The 22,696-nt window shown below is 68.4% G+C and carries 14 protein-coding genes, 3 rRNA genes and 1 pseudogene; 13 read left to right on the top strand and 5 right to left on the bottom strand.

What is annotated here, in order from left to right; translation table 11 throughout:
- Window positions 1-16: 16 nt before the first annotated feature.
- A complete protein-coding gene (locus ACNF49_RS22485; protein ID WP_482944900.1) occupies window positions 17-556 on the bottom strand; it encodes a hypothetical protein in 540 nt (179 codons plus the stop codon).
- A 164-nt stretch (window positions 557-720) separates the two neighbouring features.
- On the opposite strand from ACNF49_RS22485, the gene argC reads away from it, so the two are divergent.
- The 8 genes and pseudogenes from argC (at window position 721) to ACNF49_RS22525 (ending at window position 8,693) form a co-directional block, all read left to right on the top strand.
- The gene (argC, locus tag ACNF49_RS22490) at window positions 721-1,743 is read left to right on the top strand and encodes an N-acetyl-gamma-glutamyl-phosphate reductase (RefSeq protein WP_357986037.1); all 1,023 of its coding nucleotides are present in this window, start codon (window positions 721-723) and stop codon (window positions 1,741-1,743) included.
- Window positions 1,740-2,891, top strand: coding sequence for a bifunctional glutamate N-acetyltransferase/amino-acid acetyltransferase ArgJ (gene argJ / locus ACNF49_RS22495; protein WP_352364964.1), 1,152 nt, complete (start codon window positions 1,740-1,742; stop codon window positions 2,889-2,891). Before argC ends, argJ begins: the two co-directional genes overlap by 4 nt.
- Window positions 2,888-3,762, top strand: a pseudogene (argB, locus tag ACNF49_RS22500) (acetylglutamate kinase). The gene argJ and the pseudogene argB overlap by 4 nt, the downstream one beginning before the upstream one ends.
- Entirely contained in the window at window positions 3,759-4,925 is a 1,167-nt protein-coding gene (locus ACNF49_RS22505) for an acetylornithine transaminase (protein WP_357986031.1), read from the top strand. Before argB ends, ACNF49_RS22505 begins: the two are co-directional and overlap by 4 nt.
- On the top strand, window positions 4,922-5,869 hold the full coding sequence (gene argF / locus ACNF49_RS22510) for an ornithine carbamoyltransferase (protein WP_482944901.1): 948 nt from the start codon (window positions 4,922-4,924) through the stop codon (window positions 5,867-5,869). Before ACNF49_RS22505 ends, argF begins: the two co-directional genes overlap by 4 nt.
- Window positions 5,866-6,372 (top strand): arginine repressor, encoded by a 507-nt coding sequence (locus tag ACNF49_RS22515; RefSeq protein WP_357986025.1) that lies wholly within the window; start codon window positions 5,866-5,868, stop codon window positions 6,370-6,372. Before argF ends, ACNF49_RS22515 begins: the two co-directional genes overlap by 4 nt.
- Window positions 6,373-6,450: 78 nt before the next feature.
- On the top strand, window positions 6,451-7,872 hold the full coding sequence (argH, locus tag ACNF49_RS22520) for an argininosuccinate lyase (RefSeq protein ID WP_357986022.1): 1,422 nt from the start codon (window positions 6,451-6,453) through the stop codon (window positions 7,870-7,872).
- A complete protein-coding gene (locus tag ACNF49_RS22525; protein ID WP_482944902.1) occupies window positions 7,854-8,693 on the top strand; it encodes a DNA-3-methyladenine glycosylase in 840 nt (279 codons plus the stop codon). Before argH ends, ACNF49_RS22525 begins: the two co-directional genes overlap by 19 nt.
- Here the strand turns inward: ACNF49_RS22525 and ACNF49_RS22530 are convergent.
- Window positions 8,633-9,034 (bottom strand): PH domain-containing protein, encoded by a 402-nt coding sequence (locus ACNF49_RS22530; RefSeq protein WP_482944903.1) that lies wholly within the window; start codon window positions 9,032-9,034, stop codon window positions 8,633-8,635. The genes ACNF49_RS22525 and ACNF49_RS22530 overlap by 61 nt on opposite strands.
- Window positions 9,035-9,121: 87 nt before the next feature.
- Between ACNF49_RS22530 and tyrS the strand changes: the two genes are divergently transcribed.
- Window positions 9,122-10,387: a tyrosine--tRNA ligase gene (gene tyrS, locus ACNF49_RS22535; protein WP_357986017.1), complete on the top strand. Its 1,266-nt coding sequence runs from the start codon at window positions 9,122-9,124 to the stop codon at window positions 10,385-10,387.
- A 121-nt stretch (window positions 10,388-10,508) separates the two neighbouring features.
- Here tyrS and ACNF49_RS22540 read toward each other — a convergent pair whose 3' ends face one another.
- Window positions 10,509-12,068, bottom strand: coding sequence for a glycosyltransferase family 39 protein (locus ACNF49_RS22540; protein ID WP_482944904.1), 1,560 nt, complete (start codon window positions 12,066-12,068; stop codon window positions 10,509-10,511).
- A gap of 1,007 nt (window positions 12,069-13,075) precedes the next feature.
- Between ACNF49_RS22540 and ACNF49_RS22545 the strand changes: the two genes are divergently transcribed.
- The 3 genes from ACNF49_RS22545 (at window position 13,076) to rrf (ending at window position 18,300) form a co-directional block, all read left to right on the top strand.
- Window positions 13,076-14,596, top strand: a 16S ribosomal RNA gene (locus ACNF49_RS22545).
- 335 nt (window positions 14,597-14,931) lie between these two features.
- Window positions 14,932-18,041 (top strand): 23S ribosomal RNA (locus tag ACNF49_RS22550).
- A 142-nt stretch (window positions 18,042-18,183) separates the two neighbouring features.
- Window positions 18,184-18,300: ribosomal RNA gene (gene rrf, locus ACNF49_RS22555) — 5S ribosomal RNA — on the top strand.
- Together the 16S, 23S and 5S rRNA genes form the textbook arrangement of a ribosomal RNA operon.
- A 954-nt stretch (window positions 18,301-19,254) precedes the next feature.
- Here rrf and ACNF49_RS22560 read toward each other — a convergent pair.
- On the bottom strand, window positions 19,255-20,628 hold the full coding sequence (locus tag ACNF49_RS22560) for a hypothetical protein (protein ID WP_482944905.1): 1,374 nt from the start codon (window positions 20,626-20,628) through the stop codon (window positions 19,255-19,257).
- On the opposite strand from ACNF49_RS22560, the gene ACNF49_RS22565 reads away from it, so the two are divergent.
- Window positions 20,572-21,618: a hypothetical protein gene (locus tag ACNF49_RS22565; protein ID WP_482944906.1), complete on the top strand. Its 1,047-nt coding sequence runs from the start codon at window positions 20,572-20,574 to the stop codon at window positions 21,616-21,618. The genes ACNF49_RS22560 and ACNF49_RS22565 overlap by 57 nt on opposite strands.
- An 80-nt stretch (window positions 21,619-21,698) precedes the next feature.
- On the opposite strand, the gene ACNF49_RS22570 is transcribed toward ACNF49_RS22565, so the two are convergent.
- The gene (locus tag ACNF49_RS22570; protein WP_482944907.1) at window positions 21,699-22,652 is read right to left on the bottom strand and encodes an MBL fold metallo-hydrolase; all 954 of its coding nucleotides are present in this window, start codon (window positions 22,650-22,652) and stop codon (window positions 21,699-21,701) included.
- Between the last annotated feature and the right edge of the window lie 44 nt (window positions 22,653-22,696).

Raw genomic sequence — 22,696 nt, forward strand, 5'->3', positions numbered from 1 at the left:
GCCCCGGGTGGCGGCCTCACGAGTAGGCCGCCACCACCCCCACGACCATCAGCAGCGCCCCGGCGGCGGTGACCACGCCACCCGCCGCCACGGCCGCCCGCCTGGCCCGCCGCCCCGCCCCGGCCCAGTAGAGCAGCACGTAGGGCAGGAACCCGATCCCGCCCAGCCCCACCGCGGGCAGGGCCATCGCGGCCAGCACGCCCCTGGTCCCGGCCGGCGCCGCCCGGTCGCCCTCGGGCGTCAGCTGCGCCCGCGTCACGTCGCCCGCCGCGGAGTCGGGCGAGGCGTCCACCGGGACGGACGGGCCGCCGGAGTCGGGCGTGAAGCGCCCCTTGCAGTCGTAACGCCCCTTGCCCAGATCGGTGCAGGAGAGCACGGTCAACGTCCCCGGCGTCCCGGTCCGCCCGGTGGCCAGCCGGAAGTCCTGGACCGACAGCACCGCCGGCAGCACGCAGATCCCCACCCACAGCAGCACGATGACGGCGCGCCCGAACCGCCCGGGACCGGGCCCGCGCGACGGGGTGACGAAGGTGAGATCGGGCAGGAAGTCGCTCATGCCCGGCAGCATCCCGCCCGCCACTTGGGATTGGCCTGGAAAGGACTGGGACATGCCCCTGTCGCCGGCGCGGGCCGTCCCGGCTTGCATAATCATCCTCTTGAGTGCATCATCTTCACAAGCAAGGTCATGAGATAGGGTGCATAGTTATGCAGGAGGGCCGGATGAGAGCAGCGATCGCGGGAGCCAGCGGCTACGCCGGAGGTGAGCTGCTCCGCCTCCTGCTCGGCCATCCCGAGTTCGAGATCGGCGCGCTCACCGCGGCCTCCAGCGCCGGCAGCCTGCTCGGCGCCCACCAGCCGCACCTGCCGCAGCTCGCCGACCGCGTCCTGGAGGAGACCACGCCGGGCGTGCTCGCCGGGCACGACGTGGTCTTCCTCGCGCTGCCGCACGGCCACTCGGCCGCCGTCGCCGCCGAGCTCGGCGAGGACACGATCGTGGTCGACTGCGGCGCCGACCACCGGCTCGCCGACCCCGCGGCCTGGCAGGAGTTCTACGGCGGCGACCACGCCGGCACCTGGCCCTACGGCCTGCCCGAGCTGCCCGGCCGGCGCGACGTGCTGCGGACGGCCCGGCGCGTCGCCGTCCCCGGCTGCTACCCGACCTCGGTGCTGCTGGCCCTGTGGCCCGCCTTCGCCGCGGGCCTGGCCGGTCCCGACGTCGTCGTGGTGGCCGCCAGCGGCACCAGCGGCGCGGGCAAGGCGGCCAAGGCCCACCTGCTGGGCAGCGAGGTCATGGGCTCGGTCAGCGCGTACGGCGTGGGCGGCGTCCACCGCCACACCCCCGAGATGGAGCAGGGGCTGTCCGCCGTCGCCGGCGCCCCCGTACGCGTCTCCTTCACCCCCACCCTGGCCCCCATGAGCCGCGGCATCCTGGCCACCTGCACCGCCCCCGCCGCCCCCGGCCTCACCCGCGAGTCGCTGCGCACCGCCTACGAGGTCGCGCTGAAGGCCGAGCCGTTCGTCCGGCTCCTGCCCGAGGGCGTCTGGCCGGCCACCTCCATGACGTACGGCGCCAACACCGCCGCCCTCCAGGTGACGCTCGACGAGCGCGCCGGCCGCGTGGTCGCCGTCATCGCCATCGACAACCTCACCAAGGGCACGGCCGGAGGCGCGGTCCAGAGCGTCAACCTCGCCCTCGGCCTGCCGGAAGAGCTCGGCCTTCCCCTGACAGGAGTTGCTCCATGAGTGTCACCGCCCCACTGGGCTTCCGGGCCGCGGGCATCGCCGCCGGCATCAAGTCCGGCGACGCCCGTGACCTGGCCCTCGTCGTCAACGACGGGCCCAGCCGCGCCGCCGCGGGCGTCTTCACCGCCAACCGCGTCAAGGCCGCCCCGGTGCTCTGGTCGCAGCAGGTCCTGGCGGGCGGGCGGCTGCGCGCGGTGGTGCTCAACTCCGGCGGCGCCAACGCCTGCACCGGCCCCGAGGGCTTCCAGGACACCCACGCCACCGCCGAGAAGGTCGCCGAGGTCATCGGCGACAGCGCCGGCGAGATCGCGGTCTGCTCCACCGGCCTGATCGGCGAGCGGCTGCCGATGGAGGCCCTGCTGACCGGCGTCCAGACCGCCGCGGGCCAGCTCTCCCGCGACGGTGGCCTGGCCGCGGCCGACGCCATCCGCACCACCGACACGGTCTCCAAGATCTCCTTCAAGCGGGCCGACGGCTACATGGTCGGCGGCATGGCCAAGGGCGCCGGCATGCTCGCCCCCGCCCTGGCCACCATGCTCTGCGTGATCACCACCGACGCCGACCTGACCAGCGAGGAGCTCGACACGGCGTTGCGCGCCGCCACGGCGACGACCTTCGACCGGCTCGACTCCGACGGCTGCATGTCCACCAACGACACCGTGCTGCTGCTGGCCAGCGGCGCCGCCGGGGTCAGGCCCGATCTGGCCGAGTTCGGGCAGAAGGTGCAGGAGGTCTGCGCCGACCTGGCCAGGCAGCTGCTCGTGGACGCCGAAGGAGCCTCCAAGGCCATCGCCGTCGAGGTCGTCGGCGCCGCCTCCGAGGACGACGCCGTCGAGGTGGGCCGCACCGTCGCCCGTTCCAACCTGCTCAAGTGCGCCATCCACGGCGAGGACCCCAACTGGGGCCGCGTCCTGGCCGCCGTCGGCACGACGAAGGCCGCCTTCGAGCCCGACCGCGTCAACGTCGCCATCAACGGCATCTGGATCTGCCGCGACGGCTCCGTCGGCGACGACCGCTCCAAGGTCGACATGCGCCCCCGGGACGTGACGATCACCATCGACCTGTCGGCCGGCCGCCACAGCGCCACGATCCACACCACGGACCTGACCGCCGAGTACGTCCACGAGAACTCGGCGTACTCCTCGTGAGGGCCGTCACCGCGGCCACCAAGGCCGAGGCGCTGATCGAGGCCCTGCCCTGGCTGACCCGCTTCCACGGCGCGACCGTCGTCATCAAGTACGGCGGCAACGCCATGACCGACGAGTCCCTCAAGGAGGGCTTCGCCGAGGACGTCGTGTTCCTGCACCACGCCGGCCTGCGCCCGGTCGTCGTCCACGGCGGCGGCCCGCAGATCAGCAGCGCCCTGGACAGGCACGGCATCGAGTCCACCTTCACCGCCGGGCTGCGCGTCACCACGCCCGAGGCCATGCAGGTCGTCAGGATGGTCCTGGTCGGGCAGGTGGGCCGCGACATCGTCGGCCTGGTCAACCGGCACGGCCCGTTCGCGGTCGGCATGTCCGGCGAGGACGCCTGCCTGTTCACCGCCGAGCGCAAGCTCGCGCTCGTCGACGGCGAGCCGGTGGACATCGGTCAGGTCGGCGAGATCGTCAAGGTCGATCCCGGCGCGGTGCGCGCGCTGATCGACGACGGCCGCATCCCGGTCGTCTCCAGCGTCGCCACCGGCGCCGACGGAGAGATCTACAACGTGAATGCGGACACCGCGGCCGCCGCGCTTGCCGTGGCGCTGGGCGCGCAGAAGCTGATCGTGCTCACCGACGTCGAGGGCCTGTACGCCAACTGGCCCGATGACACCGACGTGATCGACCAGCTCGACGCCGACGAGCTGGAGAAGCTGCTGCCCACGCTGTCCAGCGGCATGGTGCCCAAGATGGAGGCGTGCCTGACCGCCGTGCGCGGGGAGTGCCCCAGGCGCACGTCCTCGACGGCCGCGTGCCCCACTCGATGCTGCTGGAAATCTTCACCAACGAAGGAATCGGAACCATGGTGATGCCCTCATGAACCTCCACGAGCGGTTCGAGCAGGCGTTCATGCCCAACTACGGCGTCCCCCCGATCGCCCTGGCCCGCGGCGAGGGCACCCGCGTCTGGGACGTCGACGGCAAGGAGTACCTCGACTTCATCGGCGGCATCGCGGTCAGCTCGCTCGGCCACGCCCACCCCGCCCTGGTCGAGGCGGTCTCCAAGCAGGTCGCCACGCTCGCCCACACCAGCAACCTGTTCCTGCACGAGCCCGAGGTGCTGCTCGCCGAGCGGCTGCTCGGCCTGCTCAACGCCCCCGCCCGGATCTTCTTCGCCAACTCCGGCACCGAGGCCAACGAGGCCGCCTACAAGCTCGCCGTCAAGTACGGCAAGCGTGAGGGCCGCTCCTACTTCGTCGCCGCCGAGAACGGCTTCCACGGCCGGACGATCGGCGCCCTGTCGCTGACCGGCAAGAAGGCCATCCGCGACCAGTTCGGCCCGTTCCCCGTCGACGTGCGCTTCGTCCCGTACGGCGACGCCGACGCGCTCAAGGAGGCGGTGACCGGCGACTGCATCGCGGTGTTCCTGGAGCCGACGCAGGGCGAGGCCGGCGTCGTCCCGCCGCCCGAGGGCTACTTCGAGGCCGCCCGCGAGATCTGCGACTCGACCGGCGCGCTGCTGGTCGCCGACGAGATCCAGTCGGCGATCGGCCGTACCGGCCACTGGTTCGCCCACCAGGCCGACGGCGTCACCCCCGACATCCTGACCCTGGCCAAGGGCCTCGGCGGCGGCCTGCCGATCGGCGCGTGCGTCGGGTTCGGCGAGGCCGGCCGGCTGTTCGACAAGGGCGACCACGGCTCGACGTTCGGCGGCAACCCGGTCTCGTGCGCGGCGGCGCTGGCCGTGCTGGACAACCTCGACCTCGACCACGTCAAGTCGGTCGCCGCCGGGCTGCGCGGCGGCCTGGAGGCGGTCCGCCACCCGCTGCTGAAGGGCGTGCGCGGGCGCGGCCTGTGGCTGGCCGCCGTCCTGAAGGAGGAGCGGTCCGTGCGGGTGCAGCAGGCCGCCGCCGAGGCGGGCTTCCTGGTCAACGCCCTCCAGCCGGACGCCGTACGCCTCGCGCCGCCGCTCGTGGTCACCCACGAGGAGGTGAACGCCTTCGTCGAGGCGTTCCCCGCGATCCTCGAGGAGGCGTCGGCGTGACCAGGCACCGCGCGGACTCGGCGCAAGTCAGACACTTCCTGCGGGACGACGACCTGAGCCCCGAGGAGCAGGCGGAGGTCCTCGACCTGGCCGCCGCGATGAAGAAGGACCGGTTCGGCTACCGGCCGTTCGAGGGCCCGAAGACCGTCGCCGTCCTGTTCGACAAACCCTCGGCCCGCACCCGCGTCTCCTTCCACACCGGCATCGGCGAGCTCGGCGGCCTGCCGCTCGTCGTGGACAACGTCGCCGTGCTGATGGGCAGGGGCGAGCCGACCGCCGACATCGCCCGCGTGCTCGACCGCCAGGTGGCCGCCATCGTGTGGCGCACCACCGGGCAGCGGCTGGTCGAGGAGATGGCCGCCGCCTCCGCGGTGCCCGTCGTCAACGCGCTCACCGACGACTTCCACCCCTGCCAGATCCTCGCCGACCTGCAGACCGTCCGTGAGCGGCTGGGCGGCACGGCCGGGCTGACGCTGACGTACGTCGGTGACGGCGCCAACAACATGGCCCACTCCTACCTGCTCGGCGGCGCCACTGCCGGCATGCACGTACGGATCGCCGCCCCGGCCGGCTACCAGCCCGACGCCGTGATCCTCGGCCAGGCCGCCGCCGTCGCGGCCAGGACCGGTGGCTCGGTGGTCGCGATGACCGACCCGGCCGCCGCCGTCCAGGGGGCGCACGTGATCGCCACCGACACGTGGGTGTCGATGGGGCAGAGCGGCGAGGAGGAGCGGGCGGCCGCGTTCTCGCCGTACCAGGTGAACGCCGGGCTGCTGGCGCACGCCGCGCCCGAGGCGATCGTCCTGCACTGCCTGCCCGCCTACCGCGGCAAGGAGATCACCGCCGACGTCCTCGACGGGCCGGCCAGCGTCGTGTGGGACCAGGCCGAGAACCGGCTGCACGCCCAGAAGGCCCTGCTCCACTGGCTGGTGACCCGCGGATGACCATCCCGATGACCAAGGCCGCGCGGCAGGCGAAGATCACCGACCTGCTGCAGCGCAAGGCCGTGCGCTCCCAGCCCGAGCTGGCCAAGCTGCTGGCCGAGAGCGGTGTCGAGGTCACCCAGGCCACCCTCTCCCGCGACCTGGACGAGCTCGGCGCGCTCAAGCTGCGCGCCGACGACGGCTCCCTGGTGTACGCGCTGCCCGGCGAGGGCGGCGACCGCATCCCGCTCACCAGGACCGGCGGCGGCGAGAGCCCCGCGGCGCGCCTGCACCGCATCGCCGAGGAACTGCTGGTGGCCGCCGAGGCCTCGGCCAACCTGGTCATGGTCCGCACCCCGCCGGGCGCCGCCCAGTTCCTCGCCTCCGCCATCGACCACGCCGACTGGGAGTCCATCCTCGGCACGGTCGCGGGCGACGACACGATCCTGGTCATCAGCCGCGATCCGATGGGCGGCCAGGCCGTCGCGGAGGCGCTGCTGCGCGTGGCGGACCGGCGTGGCTGAACCGGTCGCCGGGATCGCGGCCGCCCCTGACGCAAAGAAGGGCTGAGTTGCACTATGGTCGCGTGGGAAATGGAGGAGATGACGGTGAGTGATGGCAAGCCGATGCGGCTGTGGGGCGGGCGCTTCGAGAGCGGTCCGTCCGACGCGCTGGCCCGGCTGTCGGTGAGCGTGCACTTCGACTGGCGGCTGGTGCCGTACGACCTGGCGGCGTCCAGGGCGCACGCCCGCGTGCTGCACAGGGCGGGGCTGCTGAGCGACGAGGAGCTCGAGCGCATGATCGGCGCGCTCGACGACCTGGAGGCCGCCTGCAAGGCGGGCGAGTTCCGCCCGACCGTGGCCGACGAGGACGTGCACACCGCGCTGGAGCGCGGCCTGCTGGAGCGGCTCGGCTCGCTCGGCGGCAAGCTGCGCGCGGGCCGCAGCCGCAACGACCAGATCGCCACCGACCTGCGCCTCTACCTCCGCGACCACGTGCGCAGCATCGTCTCCCGCCTGGTCGAGCTGGAGACCGCGCTGATGGCCCAGGCCGAGCAGCACGCCGAGACCGCCGCGCCGGGCATGACGCACCTGCAGCACGCCCAGCCCGTCTCCTTCGGCCACCAGCTCCTGGCCCACGTGCACGCCTTCACCCGCGACATCGACCGCCTCACCGACTGGGACAAGCGCGCCGCGGTCTCCCCGCTCGGCTCCGGCGCCCTGGCGGGCTCCTCGCTGCCGCTCGACCCGCAGGCCGTGGCCGAGGAGCTCGGCTTCTCCGCCGCCGCGCCCAACTCGATGGACGCCGTCGCCGACCGCGACTTCGCCGCCGAGTTCCTGTTCGACGCGGCGATGATCGGCGTGCACCTGTCGCGGCTGGGCGAGGAGATCGTCCTGTGGGCCTCGCAGGAGTTCCGCTGGATCGAGATGGACGACGCCTACTCCACCGGCTCGTCGATCATGCCCCAGAAGAAGAACCCCGACGTCGCCGAGCTGGCCCGCGGCAAGTCCGGCCGCCTGATCGGCAACCTCATGTCGATGCTCACCACGCTCAAGGGCCTGCCGCTGACCTACAACCGCGACCTTCAGGAGGACAAGGAGCCGGTGTTCGACTCGGTCGACACGCTGCTGCTCGTCCTGCCCGCGATGGCCGGCCTGGTCGCGACCATGCGCGTCAACACCGCCCGCATGGAGGCCTCGGCCCCCGACGGTTTCGCCCTGGCCACCGACCTGGCCGAGCTGCTGGTGCGGCGCGGTGTGCCGTTCCGCGACGCGCACGAGGCCGTCGGCCACCTGGTGGTCTGGTGCCAGGTCAACGACAAGGACCTCGGCGACCTGAGCGACGACGAACTGGCCAAGGTCTCGCCGCACCTGACGCCCGACGTCCGCGACGTGCTCAACGTGCCCGGCGCGCTGGCGGCCCGCAAGGCCCACGGCGGCACCGCGCCCGACCGCGTACGCGACCAGCTCGTCGCCCTGCGCGAGGCGGTCGACGCGCAGGCGGCATGGGCCTCGGGCAGCTGAGCGCCGCGCCGCTGCCGCGGAGTTTCTTCGACCGGCCCTCGCACGAGGTCGCGCCCGACCTGCTCGGACGCGTCCTCGTGCACGGCCCGGTCGCCGTCCGCCTCACCGAGGTCGAGGCGTACGGCGGCCCCGGCGAGGACCCGGCGGCCCACACCTACCGCGGCAGGACACCCCGCAACGCCGTCATGTTCGGCCCGCCCGGCCACCTGTACGTGTACTTCACCTACGGCATGCACTTCTGCGCGAACCTCGTCTGCCTGCCCGAGGGCCACGGCTCGGCCGTGCTGGTCCGCGCCGGCGAGATCGTCGCCGGCCTGGACGAGGCCCGCACCCGCCGCACCCCCACCGCCGGCCGGGCCCCGGCGGGCGGTCAGGGCAGCCGGGGCGGTCAGGGCGGCCGGGTGCCGGACCGTGACCTCGCCCGCGGCCCCGCCAGGCTGGCCGTCGCGCTGGGTCTGCTGCGCGAGCACAACGGCCTCGACGCGATCTGGGAAGGCTCACCCGCCGCACTGGGTCCCCTGACCGGGAACCCCGGTGACCCCGGTCACGGACCGCGGCCCGCCACCTGGCTCCCCGGCCAGGGGCCGGAGCACGCGACCTGGCTCACCGGCCTGCCCCACGGGTCGGCCGCCGTGCTCGAAGGGCGGCCCGCCGACCCCGGCACGATCAGGTCAGGCCCGCGCACCGGCGTCTCGACCGCCAAGGAGACCCCGTGGCGGTTCTGGATCGACGGCGACCCGACCGTCTCGCCGTACCGCGCTCACGCGCCGCGCCGGCGCAGCTCCGCGGCCACCTCCGTGGGGGAGACGCCCAGCTCGTGAGCGCTGAAGACGTGCAGGTGGTCGCCGGTGTCGATCTCCAGCATCTCGCTGCGCAGCCCGAACCGCCTGCGCACGTCCACCGTGACGTCCTCGATCGCCGTCCACGGCACGTGCCGCCGGCCGGCGAACCCGTGCACCACCGTGATGCCGTCCGCGTCGGCCGACAGCCGTACCGGCACCAGCACGTCGCGCAGCCCCATCCCGCCCACCAGCACGGCCGCCGGCACCGCGAGGATCACCCCGCGCACGTCCCCGGCCACCCACCAGAAGACGGCGAGCCCGGCGCACGCCAGAGCCCCTAAGATCTTGAAAACGGCCAGCTCGCGACGGACCCTCCACATGGACACCGAGCGTATCCAAGTGGCGCGCCGGCACACCGATCGGGCAGGCTAAAGGCACCGACTCCGACTCAGGGAAGCCACATCACCGTGACCGACATCATCGACGACCTCGCGTGGCGAGGATTGATCGCCCAGTCCACCGACCTCGACGCCCTGCGCGCGTCCATGGCCAAGGCACCGATCACGGTCTATTCCGGTTTCGACCCCACAGCGCCGTCCCTGCACATCGGCCACTTCGTGCCGCTGCTCACGCTGCGCCGCCTGCAGCTCGCCGGGCACAACCCGATCGGCCTGGTCGGCGGCGCCACGGGCCTGATCGGCGACCCGAGCGGCCGCAACACCGAGCGTTCGCTCAACTCCAGCGAGATCGTCGCCGAGTGGGTGGAGCGCCTGCGCGGCCAGGTCGGCAAGTTCCTCGACTTCGACGCGGAGTCCAACCCGGCCCGCCTGGTCAGCAACCTCGACTGGACCGGTGAGCTGAGCGCCATCGACTTCCTGCGCGACATCGGCAAGCACTTCCCGGTCAACCGCATGCTCGCCAGGGAGTCGGTCTCCGCCAGGCTCGCGGGGGAGGGGCTCAGCTACACCGAGTTCAGCTACCAGATCCTGCAGTCCAACGACTACCTGGAGCTGTTCCGCCGCTACAACTGCACCCTGCAGATCGGCGGCAGCGACCAGTGGGGCAACATCACGGCGGGCGCCGACCTGATCCGCCGCATCGAGGGCGGGCACGTGCACGTCCTGACCCAGCCGCTGATCACCAAGGCCGACGGCACCAAGTTCGGCAAGACGGCGGGCGGCGCGCTCTGGCTCGACCCCGAGATGACCTCCCCGTACGCCTTCTACCAGTACTTCCTCAACTCCGACGACCGGGACGTGATCCACTACCTGAAGGTGTTCACGTTCCGCAGCCGCGAGGAGATCGAAGAGCTGGAGAAGGCGGTCGCCGAGCGTCCCTTCGCGCGCGAGGCCCAGCGCACGCTGGCCGAAGACCTCACCGAGCTGCTCCACGGCCGCGCCGAGCTGGAAGCGGTCATGGCCGCGTCGAAGGCGCTGTTCGGACAGGGCTCGCTGGAGGACCTGCCCGCCGCCACCCTGGGGGCCGCCCTGGCGGAGGTTCCCAAGGCCACCGTCGCCGAGCTCGGCGCGTCCTTCGTCGACCTGCTGGCCGACAGCGGGCTGGTCGAGTCGAAGTCGGCGGCCAGGCGCGCGGTCAAGGAGGGCGGCGCCTACCTGAACAACGTCAAGATCACTGACGAGGCGTACGTGCCCGAGGCGTCCGACCTGCTGGCGGGCCGGTTCATGGTTCTGCGCCGCGGCAAGAAGTCGATCGGCGGCGTCGAGGTCGCCTGATCCCGACCGGCAAGGCGGGCCCTGCGGGGCCCGCTTTCCGTATGGCGAGGCGAGCCCTGCGGGCTCAACTTCCGCATGACCAGGCGGGCCCCGGGAGGCCCGCCTGTCTCACTTCCGCATCTCATTTCCGCACTGACGTCCGCGTCGGCTTCCGGCCCGGTTTCCGGTCTGGTTTCCGTTCGAACAGGGCCACTGTCAGCCCCGGCAGATCCGCCGAGTGCTTGACCGACACCGGCTCGAACCCCGCCTGTCTCACCTGCGCCACCCGCGGCACGGAGTCGCCCTGCAACCCCGCCTGCTTGGTGCCCCGCCACACCACCCAGACCCGCTCGCGCCCCTTCAACGCCGCCGCGACCTCCGACCTTTCGGGGTAGCCGAAACCGTCGGCGTCCGGCACGTCACCCGTCTTCAGCACGTCGTCCGGCATCGCCGCGTCCGCGTAGTAGTCGAACCCGGCCCGGAGCTGGCTCTGCCCGTACACGATCGCGTCCCCCGGCTCGGCCCTGACCACCCGCAACGCCCAGGGGATGTTCTCGAACCGTCCGTTCTCCTCGCGTACCGTCACATGGTCGGAAACCGCGAGCAGACCCCCCACCAGTACGAGTGCGATCCCCGCCGGCACCGGGAACCGCGGCACCCCCGCCGCGGCCACCCCCGCCAGCAACGCCAGCGCGGGCGCCGTCACGAACAGGTACCGGTCCACGTACGCCGGCGTCACCAGCTGCGAGACCGCGAGCAGCAGCAGCGGCGGCAACACCAGCCACCCCACCCCCGCGACAGCCCACCGCGCCCCGTCCCCGGCCACCGGCTCCCGCCCCGCGGACCCGTCACGATCCCCCCAAGCTTGACCAGGCCCCGCGGAACCGTCACCATCCCCCCGCACCTGATCCGGACCCGCCGACCGGTGCCCGCGTTCTCGCACCCGATCACGGCGCGCCGTCGACCTCCAGAGCACCACCGCGCCGGCCAGCGCGACCGCGAACAGCAGCACCCCGGCCCCGGTCGAGCCCGCCGCCATCTTCGGGAACTTGAGCCACACCTCCGGCCCACGCTGCGGGATCCAGCTGATCGCGTGCCGCTCCCCGAACCCGATCAGCCCCAGCACGACCGCGGGCAGACCTCCGATCCCCAGCGCCACCGCCATCCGCACCAGCAGCCCACGCCGAGCCAGGGCAAGGTGCGCGGGCAGCGCCAGCACCGCGAACAGATGCGTGCAGCACACCAGTGCCACCGCCACCCCGTACGCCACCCATCGTCGCGCGCTCGGGCGCTCCACCGCCCGGTGCAGCGCCCAGAACGAGAACACCACCGCAGCCGCCGCGAACGCATAGGACCTGGCGAAAGCCCCGTAATAGGAAACGGAGGGCAGGATCGCGAGCAGCGCCGCCCCGATCACCCCCGCCCGCACACTGTGCAGCCGCCTCCCGAGGTCGGCGAGGAACCAGGCCGCCACCCCGATAGCCACCGCCGACGGCAGTCGCAACCACAGTTCGGCCGTGCCGGCCTTCACCCAGAAGTGCATGAACAGGTAGTACGGCAGGAAGTGCCCGTCGATGTGCCGGGCCAGCTCCCACAACCCCCCCAGTGACCGGGAAGCCGCGCTGATGGTGGCCAGCTCGTCACCGTTCAGGGTGGCCGCCCCCGTCCCCGAGAACGCCACCGCCCCCGCGACCAGAGCCATCCACCAAGGGGAGGAGGAACGCAGACGGGTCGCAGGCTGGACCGAAGGGGCAATTGTGGCGGCAGTGGTCACCGGGGCAGAATACGCGCCCCTCCGCACCCCCGCCCTGCACTCTCAACCCGGCAGCCGTCCGATCGAGCTGGTCAGCGCCCTTGCCTCACCACCGCCTCCACGCACCGGTCACTGCCTTCGTCGCGATGCCCCGAAGCCATCACAAGCCGGCACCTCAGAGCAGCAAGTCCGGCAACCCCTACCGCGCCCCGCCCGCAGAGCCCGAACGAGCCACCCCACACCGCTGCCCCCGCCACATCCGACCCAATTGCACTCTCCTCTCCTACCAACCCCCTCTCTTCGAGCTCGCCGATCACTCCCTCCCTCAGCCATCACCGCCCATCCAGCTGAGGACCGCCCACCCCGGCTGAGGCCGGCCCTCGTCGGCGATGCCTCGCGCGGCACGCATGACGAGCACCTTCACCCCGCGTTCCGCCATGCCCCCGTCCGGCGATTTGACGTGTCGCGGATCGCGACCTAATCTTTCACTTCGTCCCCGGAGCGAGCCGGACGCCGATGAGGCGGACGGGCCCCGGGACAAGCCCCTTGAGATGACAAGCCACCTCGGTCGAGGCGCTTCAACGCGCTTTGGCATGGGTTGTCCTCTGGCGCCCGAAGCACGCCGAATAATCGGTTGATTCGACAAGTGCCGGATGACACGGTAAGTTACGAGGGTTGCCTCGGAAGCGGGGCATCCAATCCTAGACAGGTTTGGTCCGGTTTGTTCAAGTCTCCGGATTTGACACGAAATCGGCGGGCCTGCTAAGATTAAGAAGACGAAATGAACGCCTCTGAACGAGGATCCGGGAACGGGTTCTGGTGAGGAAGTACGCGTGCGTTTCTTGAGAACTCAACAGTGTGTTAAAAGCCAGTGCATGAAACACATGCATAACCCCGTCCAAATCTTCGGATGGACGGATTCCTTTTTGGTTGGGTTCAACCACTTTTCCAAGCATTGTTTGGAGAGTTTGATCCTGGCTCAGGACGAACGCTGGCGGCGTGCTTAACACATGCAAGTCGAGCGGAAAGGCCCCTCGGGGTACTCGAGCGGCGAACGGGTGAGTAACACGTGAGCAACCTGCCCCTGACTCTGGGATAAGCCCGGGAAACTGGGTCTAATACCGGATACGACCGCCTCCGGCATCGGGTGGTGGTGGAAAGTTTTTCGGTTGGGGATGGGCTCGCGGCCTATCAGCTTGTTGGTGGGGTAGTGGCCTACCAAGGCGACGACGGGTAGCCGGCCTGAGAGGGCGACCGGCCACACTGGGACTGAGACACGGCCCAGACTCCTACGGGAGGCAGCAGTGGGGAATATTGCGCAATGGGCGAAAGCCTGACGCAGCGACGCCGCGTGGGGGATGACGGCCTTCGGGTTGTAAACCTCTTTCAGCAGGGACGAAGTTGACGTGTACCTGCAGAAGAAGCGCCGGCTAACTACGTGCCAGCAGCCGCGGTAATACGTAGGGCGCAAGCGTTGTCCGGAATTATTGGGCGTAAAGAGCTCGTAGGTGGCTGGTCACGTCTGCCGTGAAAGCCCGCAGCTTAACTGCGGGTCTGCGGTGGATACGGGCCGGCTAGAGGTAGGTAGGGGCAAGTGGAATTCCTGGTGTAGCGGTGAAATGCGCAGATATCAGGAGGAACACCGGTGGCGAAGGCGGCTTGCTGGGCCTTACCTGACGCTGAGGAGCGAAAGCGTGGGGAGCGAACAGGATTAGATACCCTGGTAGTCCACGCTGTAAACGTTGGGCGCTAGGTGTGGGACCCTTCCACGGGTTCCGTGCCGGAGCTAACGCATTAAGCGCCCCGCCTGGGGAGTACGGCCGCAAGGCTAAAACTCAAAGGAATTGACGGGGGCCCGCACAAGCGGCGGAGCATGTTGCTTAATTCGACGCAACGCGAAGAACCTTACCAAGGTTTGACATCACCCGGAAACACCCAGAGATGGGTGCCTCTTCGGACTGGGTGACAGGTGGTGCATGGCTGTCGTCAGCTCGTGTCGTGAGATGTTGGGTTAAGTCCCGCAACGAGCGCAACCCTTGCTCCATGTTGCCAGCACGCCCTTCGGGGTGGTGGGGACTCATGGGGGACTGCCGGGGTCAACTCGGAGGAAGGTGGGGATGACGTCAAGTCATCATGCCCCTTATGTCTTGGGCTGCAAACATGCTACAATGGCCGGTACAGAGGGCTGCGAAACCGTGAGGTGGAGCGAATCCCTAAAAGCCGGTCTCAGTTCGGATTGGGGTCTGCAACTCGACCCCATGAAGTCGGAGTCGCTAGTAATCGCAGATCAGCAACGCTGCGGTGAATACGTTCCCGGGCCTTGTACACACCGCCCGTCACGTCACGAAAGTCGGCAACACCCGAAGCCCGTGGCCCAACCAGCTTGCTGGGGGGAGCGGTCGAAGGTGGGGCTGGCGATTGGGACGAAGTCGTAACAAGGTAGCCGTACCGGAAGGTGCGGCTGGATCACCTCCTTTCTAAGGAGCATCGGTCCTTCTCGTGAGAGAAGGGTCCATGTCGAGATCGTGAGCGAACGTCTCACGCTCGGCGGCTCATTAGTGGAGCACTGGCTAGTCAGCTGGACCGGGTCGCCGGGCCGCAAGTACCGCCTTTCCTCTTCGGAGGTGGGGAGTGGGAACGGGGTTCGCGGGGCTTGGACCGGGTCTGAACACACTGTTGGGTCCTGAGGAAACGGACTGTTTGTTCGTTGTGACCTCAGTACAGGGCCACTGAAGCGCCGGATGGTTGTCTGGTGTGGATGTGGTTGCTGTTTGTTGTTTGAGATTTGCATAGTGGACGCGAGCATCTTTGTGGCCAAGTTTTTTAGGGCACACGGTGGATGCCTTGGCATCAGGAGCCGATGAAGGACGTGGGAGGCTGCGTTAAGCCTCGGGGAGTCGCCAACCAGACGTTGATCCGGGGATGTCCGAATGGGGAAACCCAGCACCAGTCATGTGGTGTTGCCTCCGCCTGAATGTATAGGGCGGTTGGTGGTAACGCGGGGAAGTGAAACATCTCAGTACCCGTAGGAAGAGAAAACAACAGTGATTCCGTGAGTAGTGGTGAGCGAAAGCGGATGAGGCTAAACCGGGCGTGTGTGATAGCCGGCAGGCGTTGCATGTCCGGGGTCGTGGGACCCTCTGGTGGTTTCTGCCGAAGCCACAAGAAGTGATAAACCTTTGAGGTAGTCGAAAGCTCTGGGAAGGGCTGCCGTAGACCGTGAGAGCCGGGTAGGCGAAATCTTGAAGGCTTCTTGAGGGGATCCCAAGTAGCACGGGGCCCGAGAAATCCTGTGTGAATCTGCCAGGACCACCTGGTAAGCCTAAATACTCCCTGATGACCGATAGTGCACGAGTACCGTGAGGGAAAGGTGAAAAGTGCCCCGGTGAGGGGTCGTGAAATAGTACCTGAAACCGTGTGCCTACAAGCCGTAGGAGCTTACAGGAGCTTGTCTTCTGTGTGATGTGACTGCGTGCCTTTTGAAGAATGAGCCTGCGAGTTATGGTGTGTGGCGAGGTTAACCCGTGTGGGGGAGCCGTAGCGAAAGCGAGTCTGAATAGGGCGTTTGAGTCGCATGCTGTAGACCCGAAGCGGAGTGATCTACGCATGGGCAGGTTGAAGCTCAGGTAAGACTGGGTGGAGGACCGAACCCACCAGGGTTGAAAACCTGGGGGATGACCTGTGTGTAGGGGTGAAAGGCCAATCAAACTCCGTGATAGCTGGTTCTCCCCGAAATGCATTTAGGTGCAGCGTCGCGTGTTTCTTGCCGGAGGTAGAGCTACTGGATGGCCGATGGGCCCGACAAGGTTACTGACGTCAGCCAAACTCCGAATGCCGGTAAGTGAGAGCGTGGCAGTGAGACTGCGGGCGATAAGGTTCGTAGTCGAGAGGGAAACAGCCCAGATCACCGACTAAGGCCCCTAAGCGTGTGCTAAGTGGGAAAGGATGTGGAGTCGCAGAGACAACCAGGAGGTTGGCTTAGAAGCAGCCACCCTTGAAAGAGTGCGTAATAGCTCACTGGTCAAGTGATTCTGCGCCGACAATGTAGCGGGGCTCAAGCACACCGCCGAAGTCGTGGCATTGACAGAACATTGTGTCTGTTGATGGGTAGGGGAGCGTCGTGCAGCCGGCGAAGCAGCAGAGTGATCTAGTTGTGGAGGCTGTGCGAGTGAGAATGCAGGCATGAGTAGCGAATCGAGGGTGAGAAACCCTCGCGCCGGATGACCAAGGGTTCCTGGGGCAGGCTAATCCGCCCAGGGTAAGTCGGGACCTAAGGCGAGGCCGACAGGCGTAGTCGATGGACAACGGGTTGATATTCCCGTACCCGCTTTAACGCGCCCATATCGAACCTCGTGATGCTAAGAGTCCTTAACTCGCCTAAAGCCTTCGGGCTTGGGGTCAGAGTGAACGCTCGATCCGATCGGGTAGTAGGTAAGCGATGGGGTGACGCAGGAAGGTAGTCCAGCCCAGGCGATGGTTGTCCTGGGGTAAGCATGTAGGGAGTGAGGTAGGCAAATCCGCCTCACACGTATCCTGAGATGTGATGCCGAGCCGATTGTGGTGAAGTGGATGATCCTATGCTGCCGAGAAAAGCCTCTAGCGAGTGTTGTGGCGGCCCGTACCCTAAACCGACTCAGGTGGTCAGGTAGAGAATACTAAGGCGATCGGGTGAACTGTGGTTAAGGAACTCGGCAAATTGCCCCCGTAACTTCGGGAGAAGGGGGACCTCTGCTGGTGATGAGTCTTGCACTCGGAGCTGGTGGGGGTCGCAGTGGCCAGGGGGAAGCGACTGTTTACTAAAAACACAGGTCCGTGCGAAGTCGTAAGACGATGTATACGGACTGACGCCTGCCCGGTGCCGGAACGTTAAGGGGACCGCTTAGTTGTGGTGACACAGCGAAGGTGAGAACTTAAGCGCCGGTAAACGGCGGTGGTAACTATAACCATCCTAAGGTAGCGAAATTCCTTGTCGGGTAAGTTCCGACCTGCACGAATGGCGTAACGACTTCCCCGCTGTCTCAACCGCAGACCCGGCGAAATTGCACTACGAGTAAAGATGCTCGTTACGCGCAGCAGGACGGAAAGACCCCGGGACCTTCACTACAGCTTGACATTGGCGTTTGGAGCGTCTTGTGTAGGATAGGTGGGAGACTGGGAAGCTCGGACGCTAGTTCGGGTGGAGTCATTGGTGAAATACCACTCTGGTCGTTTTGAACGTCTAACTCTGGTCCGTGATCCGGATCGAGGACAGTGTCTGGTGGGTAGTTTAACTGGGGCGGTTGCCTCCTAAAAGGTAACGGAGGCGCCCAAAGGTTCCCTCAGCCTGGTTGGCAATCAGGTGTTGAGTGTAAGTGCACAAGGGAGCTTGACTGTGAGACTGACGGGTCGAGCAGGAGCGAAAGCTGGGACTAGTGATCCGGCATCGGCGTGTGGAAGCGGTGTCGCTCAACGGCTAAAAGGTACCCCGGGGATAACAGGCTGATCTTCCCCAAGAGTCCATATCGACGGGATGGTTTGGCACCTCGATGTCGGCTCGTCGCATCCTGGGGCTGGAGTAGGTCCCAAGGGTTGGGCTGTTCGCCCATTAAAGCGGTACGCGAGCTGGGTTTAGAACGTCGCGAGACAGTTCGGTCCCTATCCGCTGCGCGCGCAGGAGACTTGAAAGGAGCTGTCCCTAGTACGAGAGGACCGGGACGGACGAACCTCTGGTGTGCCAGTTGTACCGCCAGGTGCACGGCTGGTTGGCTACGTTCGGAAGGGATAACCGCTGAAAGCATCTAAGCGGGAAGCTCGCCTTGAGATGAGGTCTCCCACCACGTTTGTGGGTAAGGCTCCCGGTAGACGACCGGGTTGATAGGCCGGAGGTGGAAGCACAGTAATGTGTGGAGCTGACCGGTACTAATAGGCCGAGGACTTGACCACAAAGCATAATGCTTTGGTGTGTGCTGCGCTCTGTTACTCTTCGCCGGGTCCGGAGCTGCGCCACACCAAGGAAATTCTTGCCCGCGTCCACTATGCAATTCTGAAACAGCAAGCGGCAGTCCGCTTGACAGTTTCATAGAGTTACGGCGGTTATGGCGAGAAGGAAACACCCGGTTACATTCCGAACCCGGAAGTTAAGCTTCTCTGCGCCGATGGTACTGCACTCGGGAGGGTGTGGGAGAGTAGGTCACCGCCGGACAATCTTTCAAAGAAGCCCCACACGATTCGTGTGGGGCTTCTTTGCGTTGTACGCGCTTCCCGATGAAGAGCTTCAAGGGCACAGGGCGTCGAAGCCTTGGGAGTTCGGTTCGGTGTAACAGGCCGACTGCCAGTCGGATCGTGCCAACCGGTTCGCGAGCAGTGCGTTGCAAAGCGTCCTTAAGTTGAAGTGCTCTCCGTGCCCGACCTGGCCCCTGTTGGTAATGAGCACATCGACCACAACAAGCTTCTCGTTCCGACGACTTGAGGCCGGGCGTGACAGCTCCAGGAGCTTCGCGCGCCGGCCCTGGGTGATGGCTGGTGAGCTTTTTGTCGCGCAAACGGTCGAGCCGCCTTCTGGATCGGTCGCATCAGAGCGGAGGGCTGCTCTCGGGGCGCCCGGCGCACAGCAGTTGTGACGGTCCACTCTCAAGCCACAGGCTCGAGCGCGGCAGAGCCCATCGTTCGGAGGCTTCTTCGATGCCTCCGGGCACACGTGCGTGAGAACGTCGGCCAGATGCAGCTGGGGGGACTCTCTGTTCTTCTGTTGCTTGGCTTCGACCATGAAATCACCGCGGCGAGCCTTCTAGGCAGTGTCCTTCGGTGGGTGGAACAAAGGTGGGATGGTCGTGGGCGGGCGCGTTGGTGGAATGGTCGTGGGGTATCTGGAGGGCTCGTGAACGTTCGGGGGCTTGCTAGGCTGGGGGAAGCGGGCCACCCCCACGGGTGGCCTTCGTCGCGTAAGGCCCGAGGGCGGGCGGCGACCAGCCACGGTGGACCGCCGTTGTGAGTCCGCTGAGTGAGCCAACGAAATGGACCAGAAGTGAACAGAGATAACGGATCGGACGGCGGACAGCGCGGGCGCGGCGACTACGGGGACAGGCGCTCTGGCGGCGGCAGGACTGGCGGATACGGCTCTCGCGGGCGTGATTCCGGTGGCGATCGTCCGTTCCGTTCAGAGGGCCGGCCGCGGCCGTACAACCGCGAGGACAGCGCGCCCCGAGGCGGGGAGGGTTCCCGCGATGAGGGCCGCTCCTACCGCGACCGGGACGACCGCGGGCCCCGCCGCGAGGGCGGCTACGGTGACCGCCGTGAAGGCGGCGGCTCCGGCGAGCGTCGCGAGGGCGGCGGTGGCTACGGCGATCGTGGGCCGCGCCGTGAGGGCGGCGGCTATGGTGACCGTGGGCCGCGCCGTGAGGGCGGCGGTTACGGTGACCGTGGGCCGCGCCGTGAGGGCGGCGGTTACGGTGACCGTGGGCCGCGCCGTGAGGGCGGCGGTTACGGTGACCGTGGGCCGCGCCGTGAGGGCGGCGGTTACGGTGACCGTGGGCCGCGTCGCGAGGGCTTTGACCGTGGTCCCCGCAGGGAGGGCTTCGACCGGGGGCCGCGCCGTGAGGGCGACGAGCGTCGTCCTTACCGGGACCGGGATGATCGCGGGCCGCGCCGTGAGGGCGATGACCGCCGTCCCTACCAGGACCGGGGGCCGCGTCGCGAGGGAGATGAGCGTCGTCCCTTCCAGGACCGTGGACCTCGGCGTGAGGGCGGCGGCTACGGCGACCGTGGGCCGCGTCGCGAGGGCTTTGACCGTGGTCCCCGCAGGGAGGGCTTTGACCGGGGGCCGCGCCGCGAGGGTGACGAGCGTCGTCCCTTCCAGGACCGTGGACCTCGGCGTGAGGGCGGCGGCTACGGCGACCGTGGGCCGCGCCGTGAGGGCTTTGACCGTGGCCCGCGTCGTGAGGGTTTCGACCGGGGTCCGCGCAGGGAGGGCTTCGACCGCGGGCCGCGTCGTGAAGGCTTCGACCGGGGCCCGCGCCGTGAGGGCGGCGGGTACGGCGAGCGCCGCGACGACCGCTTCGGCGACCGGGGCCCGCGCCGGGAAGGCTCTGACCGCGGTCCTCGTGGTGAGGGTTTCGACCGGGGTCCGCGTCGTGAAGGCTTCGACCGGGGTCCGCGTCGCGAAGGGGGACCGCGTCGTGAGGGCGGGTTCCGTGACGACCGCGGCGGCGGCCAGCGTCGTGAAGGTTTCGACCGGGGTCCGCGTCGCGAGGGTGGTTACGACCGTGGCCCGCGCCGCGACGACTCCTACGGGCCTCGTCGCGAGGGCGGCGGCTACCGTGAGTCGCGTCCGTTCTCGCGTGACGACCGGGGAGAGCGTCCGGGCGGCGGCACCCGCGCCAGGTACGGCCGGGAGGAGCGCGACTCGGACGCCCCGCAGCGCGAGAGGCTGCCCGAGGTGGCGCCCGACATCACCGCGGAAGAGCTCGACAAGGAAGTGCGCGAGGAGCTGCGTTCGCTGCCCGGTGACCTCTCCGACCTGGTCGGCAGGCACCTGGTCGCCGCGGAGCGCGCCCTGGAGGAGGACGACCCCGACAAGGCGCACGAACACACCAAGGTGGCGCGCCGGTTCGCCGCTCGCATCGGTGTCGTACGCGAGGCTGCGGGCATCGTCGCCTACCGGGCCGGGCACTTCTCCGAGGCGCTCAGCGACCTGCGTGCGGCCAGGAGGATGACGGGGTCGGACGCGTACCTGCCGGTCATGGCCGACTGCGAGCGCGGTCTGGGCCGTCCGGAGCGGGCCATCGATCTCGTACGTTCGCCGGAGGCCGAGCGCCTCGACCGGGCCGGACGCATCGAGCTGACCATCGTCGAGTCGGGTGCCAGGCGTGACCTCGGCCAGCAGGACGCGGCCGTGATCACCCTCCAGCGCCTGCCCGAGCTGCGCGACCCGCAGCCCAAGCCGTGGTCGGCACGCCTCGCGTTCGCCTATGCAGACGCCCTGGCCGACGCCGGTCACCAGGAGGCGGCGACTGACTGGTTCGCCCGTGCGATGGCCTTCGACGAGGACGGCGAGACGGACGCGGCCGAGCGGTACGCCGAGCTCACCGGAGCCGTCATCGAGGACGTCGAGGAGGACTTCGAGGAGGACCTCGACTCCGAGGACGATTTCGACGACGCCGGTGCCGCCGACGAGGGCAAGCTGGCCGAGGAGGAGGAAGAGGACGCCGAGGCCCTGGCCGAGGCGGACGACCTCCTGGAGCCGGAAGCGACCGAGCCTTCCGAATCTGCCGAGCCTTCCGAATCCCCCGAGGCTTCCGAATCCGCCGAGGCTTCTGCACCCGTCGAGCCGGAGGCCGCCGTCGCTGCCGAGGCCGCCGAGCCGGAGGCGGGCGAGCCAGCGGACAGCGGCGAGGAAGAGAAGCCGGCGGAGGCCGGGACGCCGGGGATCACGCCTGCGTTCATCGAGCCGAACTTCGGTGACGTGCTCGAGGTCGAGACGGACGAATCCGCTCAGGACCGGCCGAAGAAGAACGACGAGTAGGTGTTGCTGCTCCGCCGTACCCCTGATGGTTCGGGGTACGGCGGAGCTTTTGTGTCACATGGGGTGTGGTCAGCCGGTCGTCATCGTTCGACGCGGTTGAGCCAGTGGAGGATGCCCGCGACGTTCGACGGGGCGCCGCTCAGCAGTTCGAACTGCTCGGCCGTCGCGTCGTCCGACTTCAGGGCGGTGTAGCGCTCCTTGGTGCGGTCGCGGACCATGGCGACCGCGTGATCGAGGTCGAGGCCCTCGGAGTGTGCCTGGCGGGTGAGGTCCACCCAGACCTGGAGCTCTTCGGCTGATCGCTCAAGAGTCTCCTGGACGGCGCCGACCGGTCCGTAATGGCTGAACAGCAACCGTTGCGGACCAAGCGCCTGGAACAGGGCGATCGAGTCGAGGGCCGTCTGAAGGTCGAAGTCCGGCGGTGGCGTGGCGGGGCGCAGGTCGCCGGTCTGGGGCAGGTACACGCCCGCGGCGTCCCCGACGTAGAGGTCTCCGGTGGCGGAGTCGATCAGGCCGACGTGGTGCTTGGCGTGGCCGGGCGAGTAGTGGCTGCTCAGTGTGCGGCCGTTGCCCAGGTCGATGGCCCCGGTGTCGCCCAGGGCGACGATGCGCTCGGCCTCGGTGGGGGACAGTTCGCCGAAGAGGGTGTCGAGCTGGTCACCCCAGACCATCCGGGCGCTGGCCATCAGACGCGACGGATCTGCCAGATGGCGCGCGCCCTTCTCGTGGACCACCACCTGCGCGGACGGGAAGAACCTCGCGATGTCCCCCACACCGCCCGCATGGTCCAGGTGGATATGGGTCACCACCACCGTGGCCAGGTCGTCCGGGCCGACGCCGAGCGAGGCGAGCGCGTCGCGCACCACGGGGGACGAGGTCGAGGTGCCCGTCTCCACCAGGCACGGCCGATCTCCCAGGATCAGGTAGCCGGCGGTGATGCCCGCGTATCCGGCCATCTTGGTGTCGATCTCATAGACGTCGCCGCCTAGTGCGGTGATGTTGTCCACAGGCACTCCCGCGCGTACATCCGTCATCCCCAGAACGACGTTCGTATCGATCCGGGCTTCCCTTCATCGTA

The organism is Actinomadura sp. ATCC 39365, assembly GCF_054392275.1.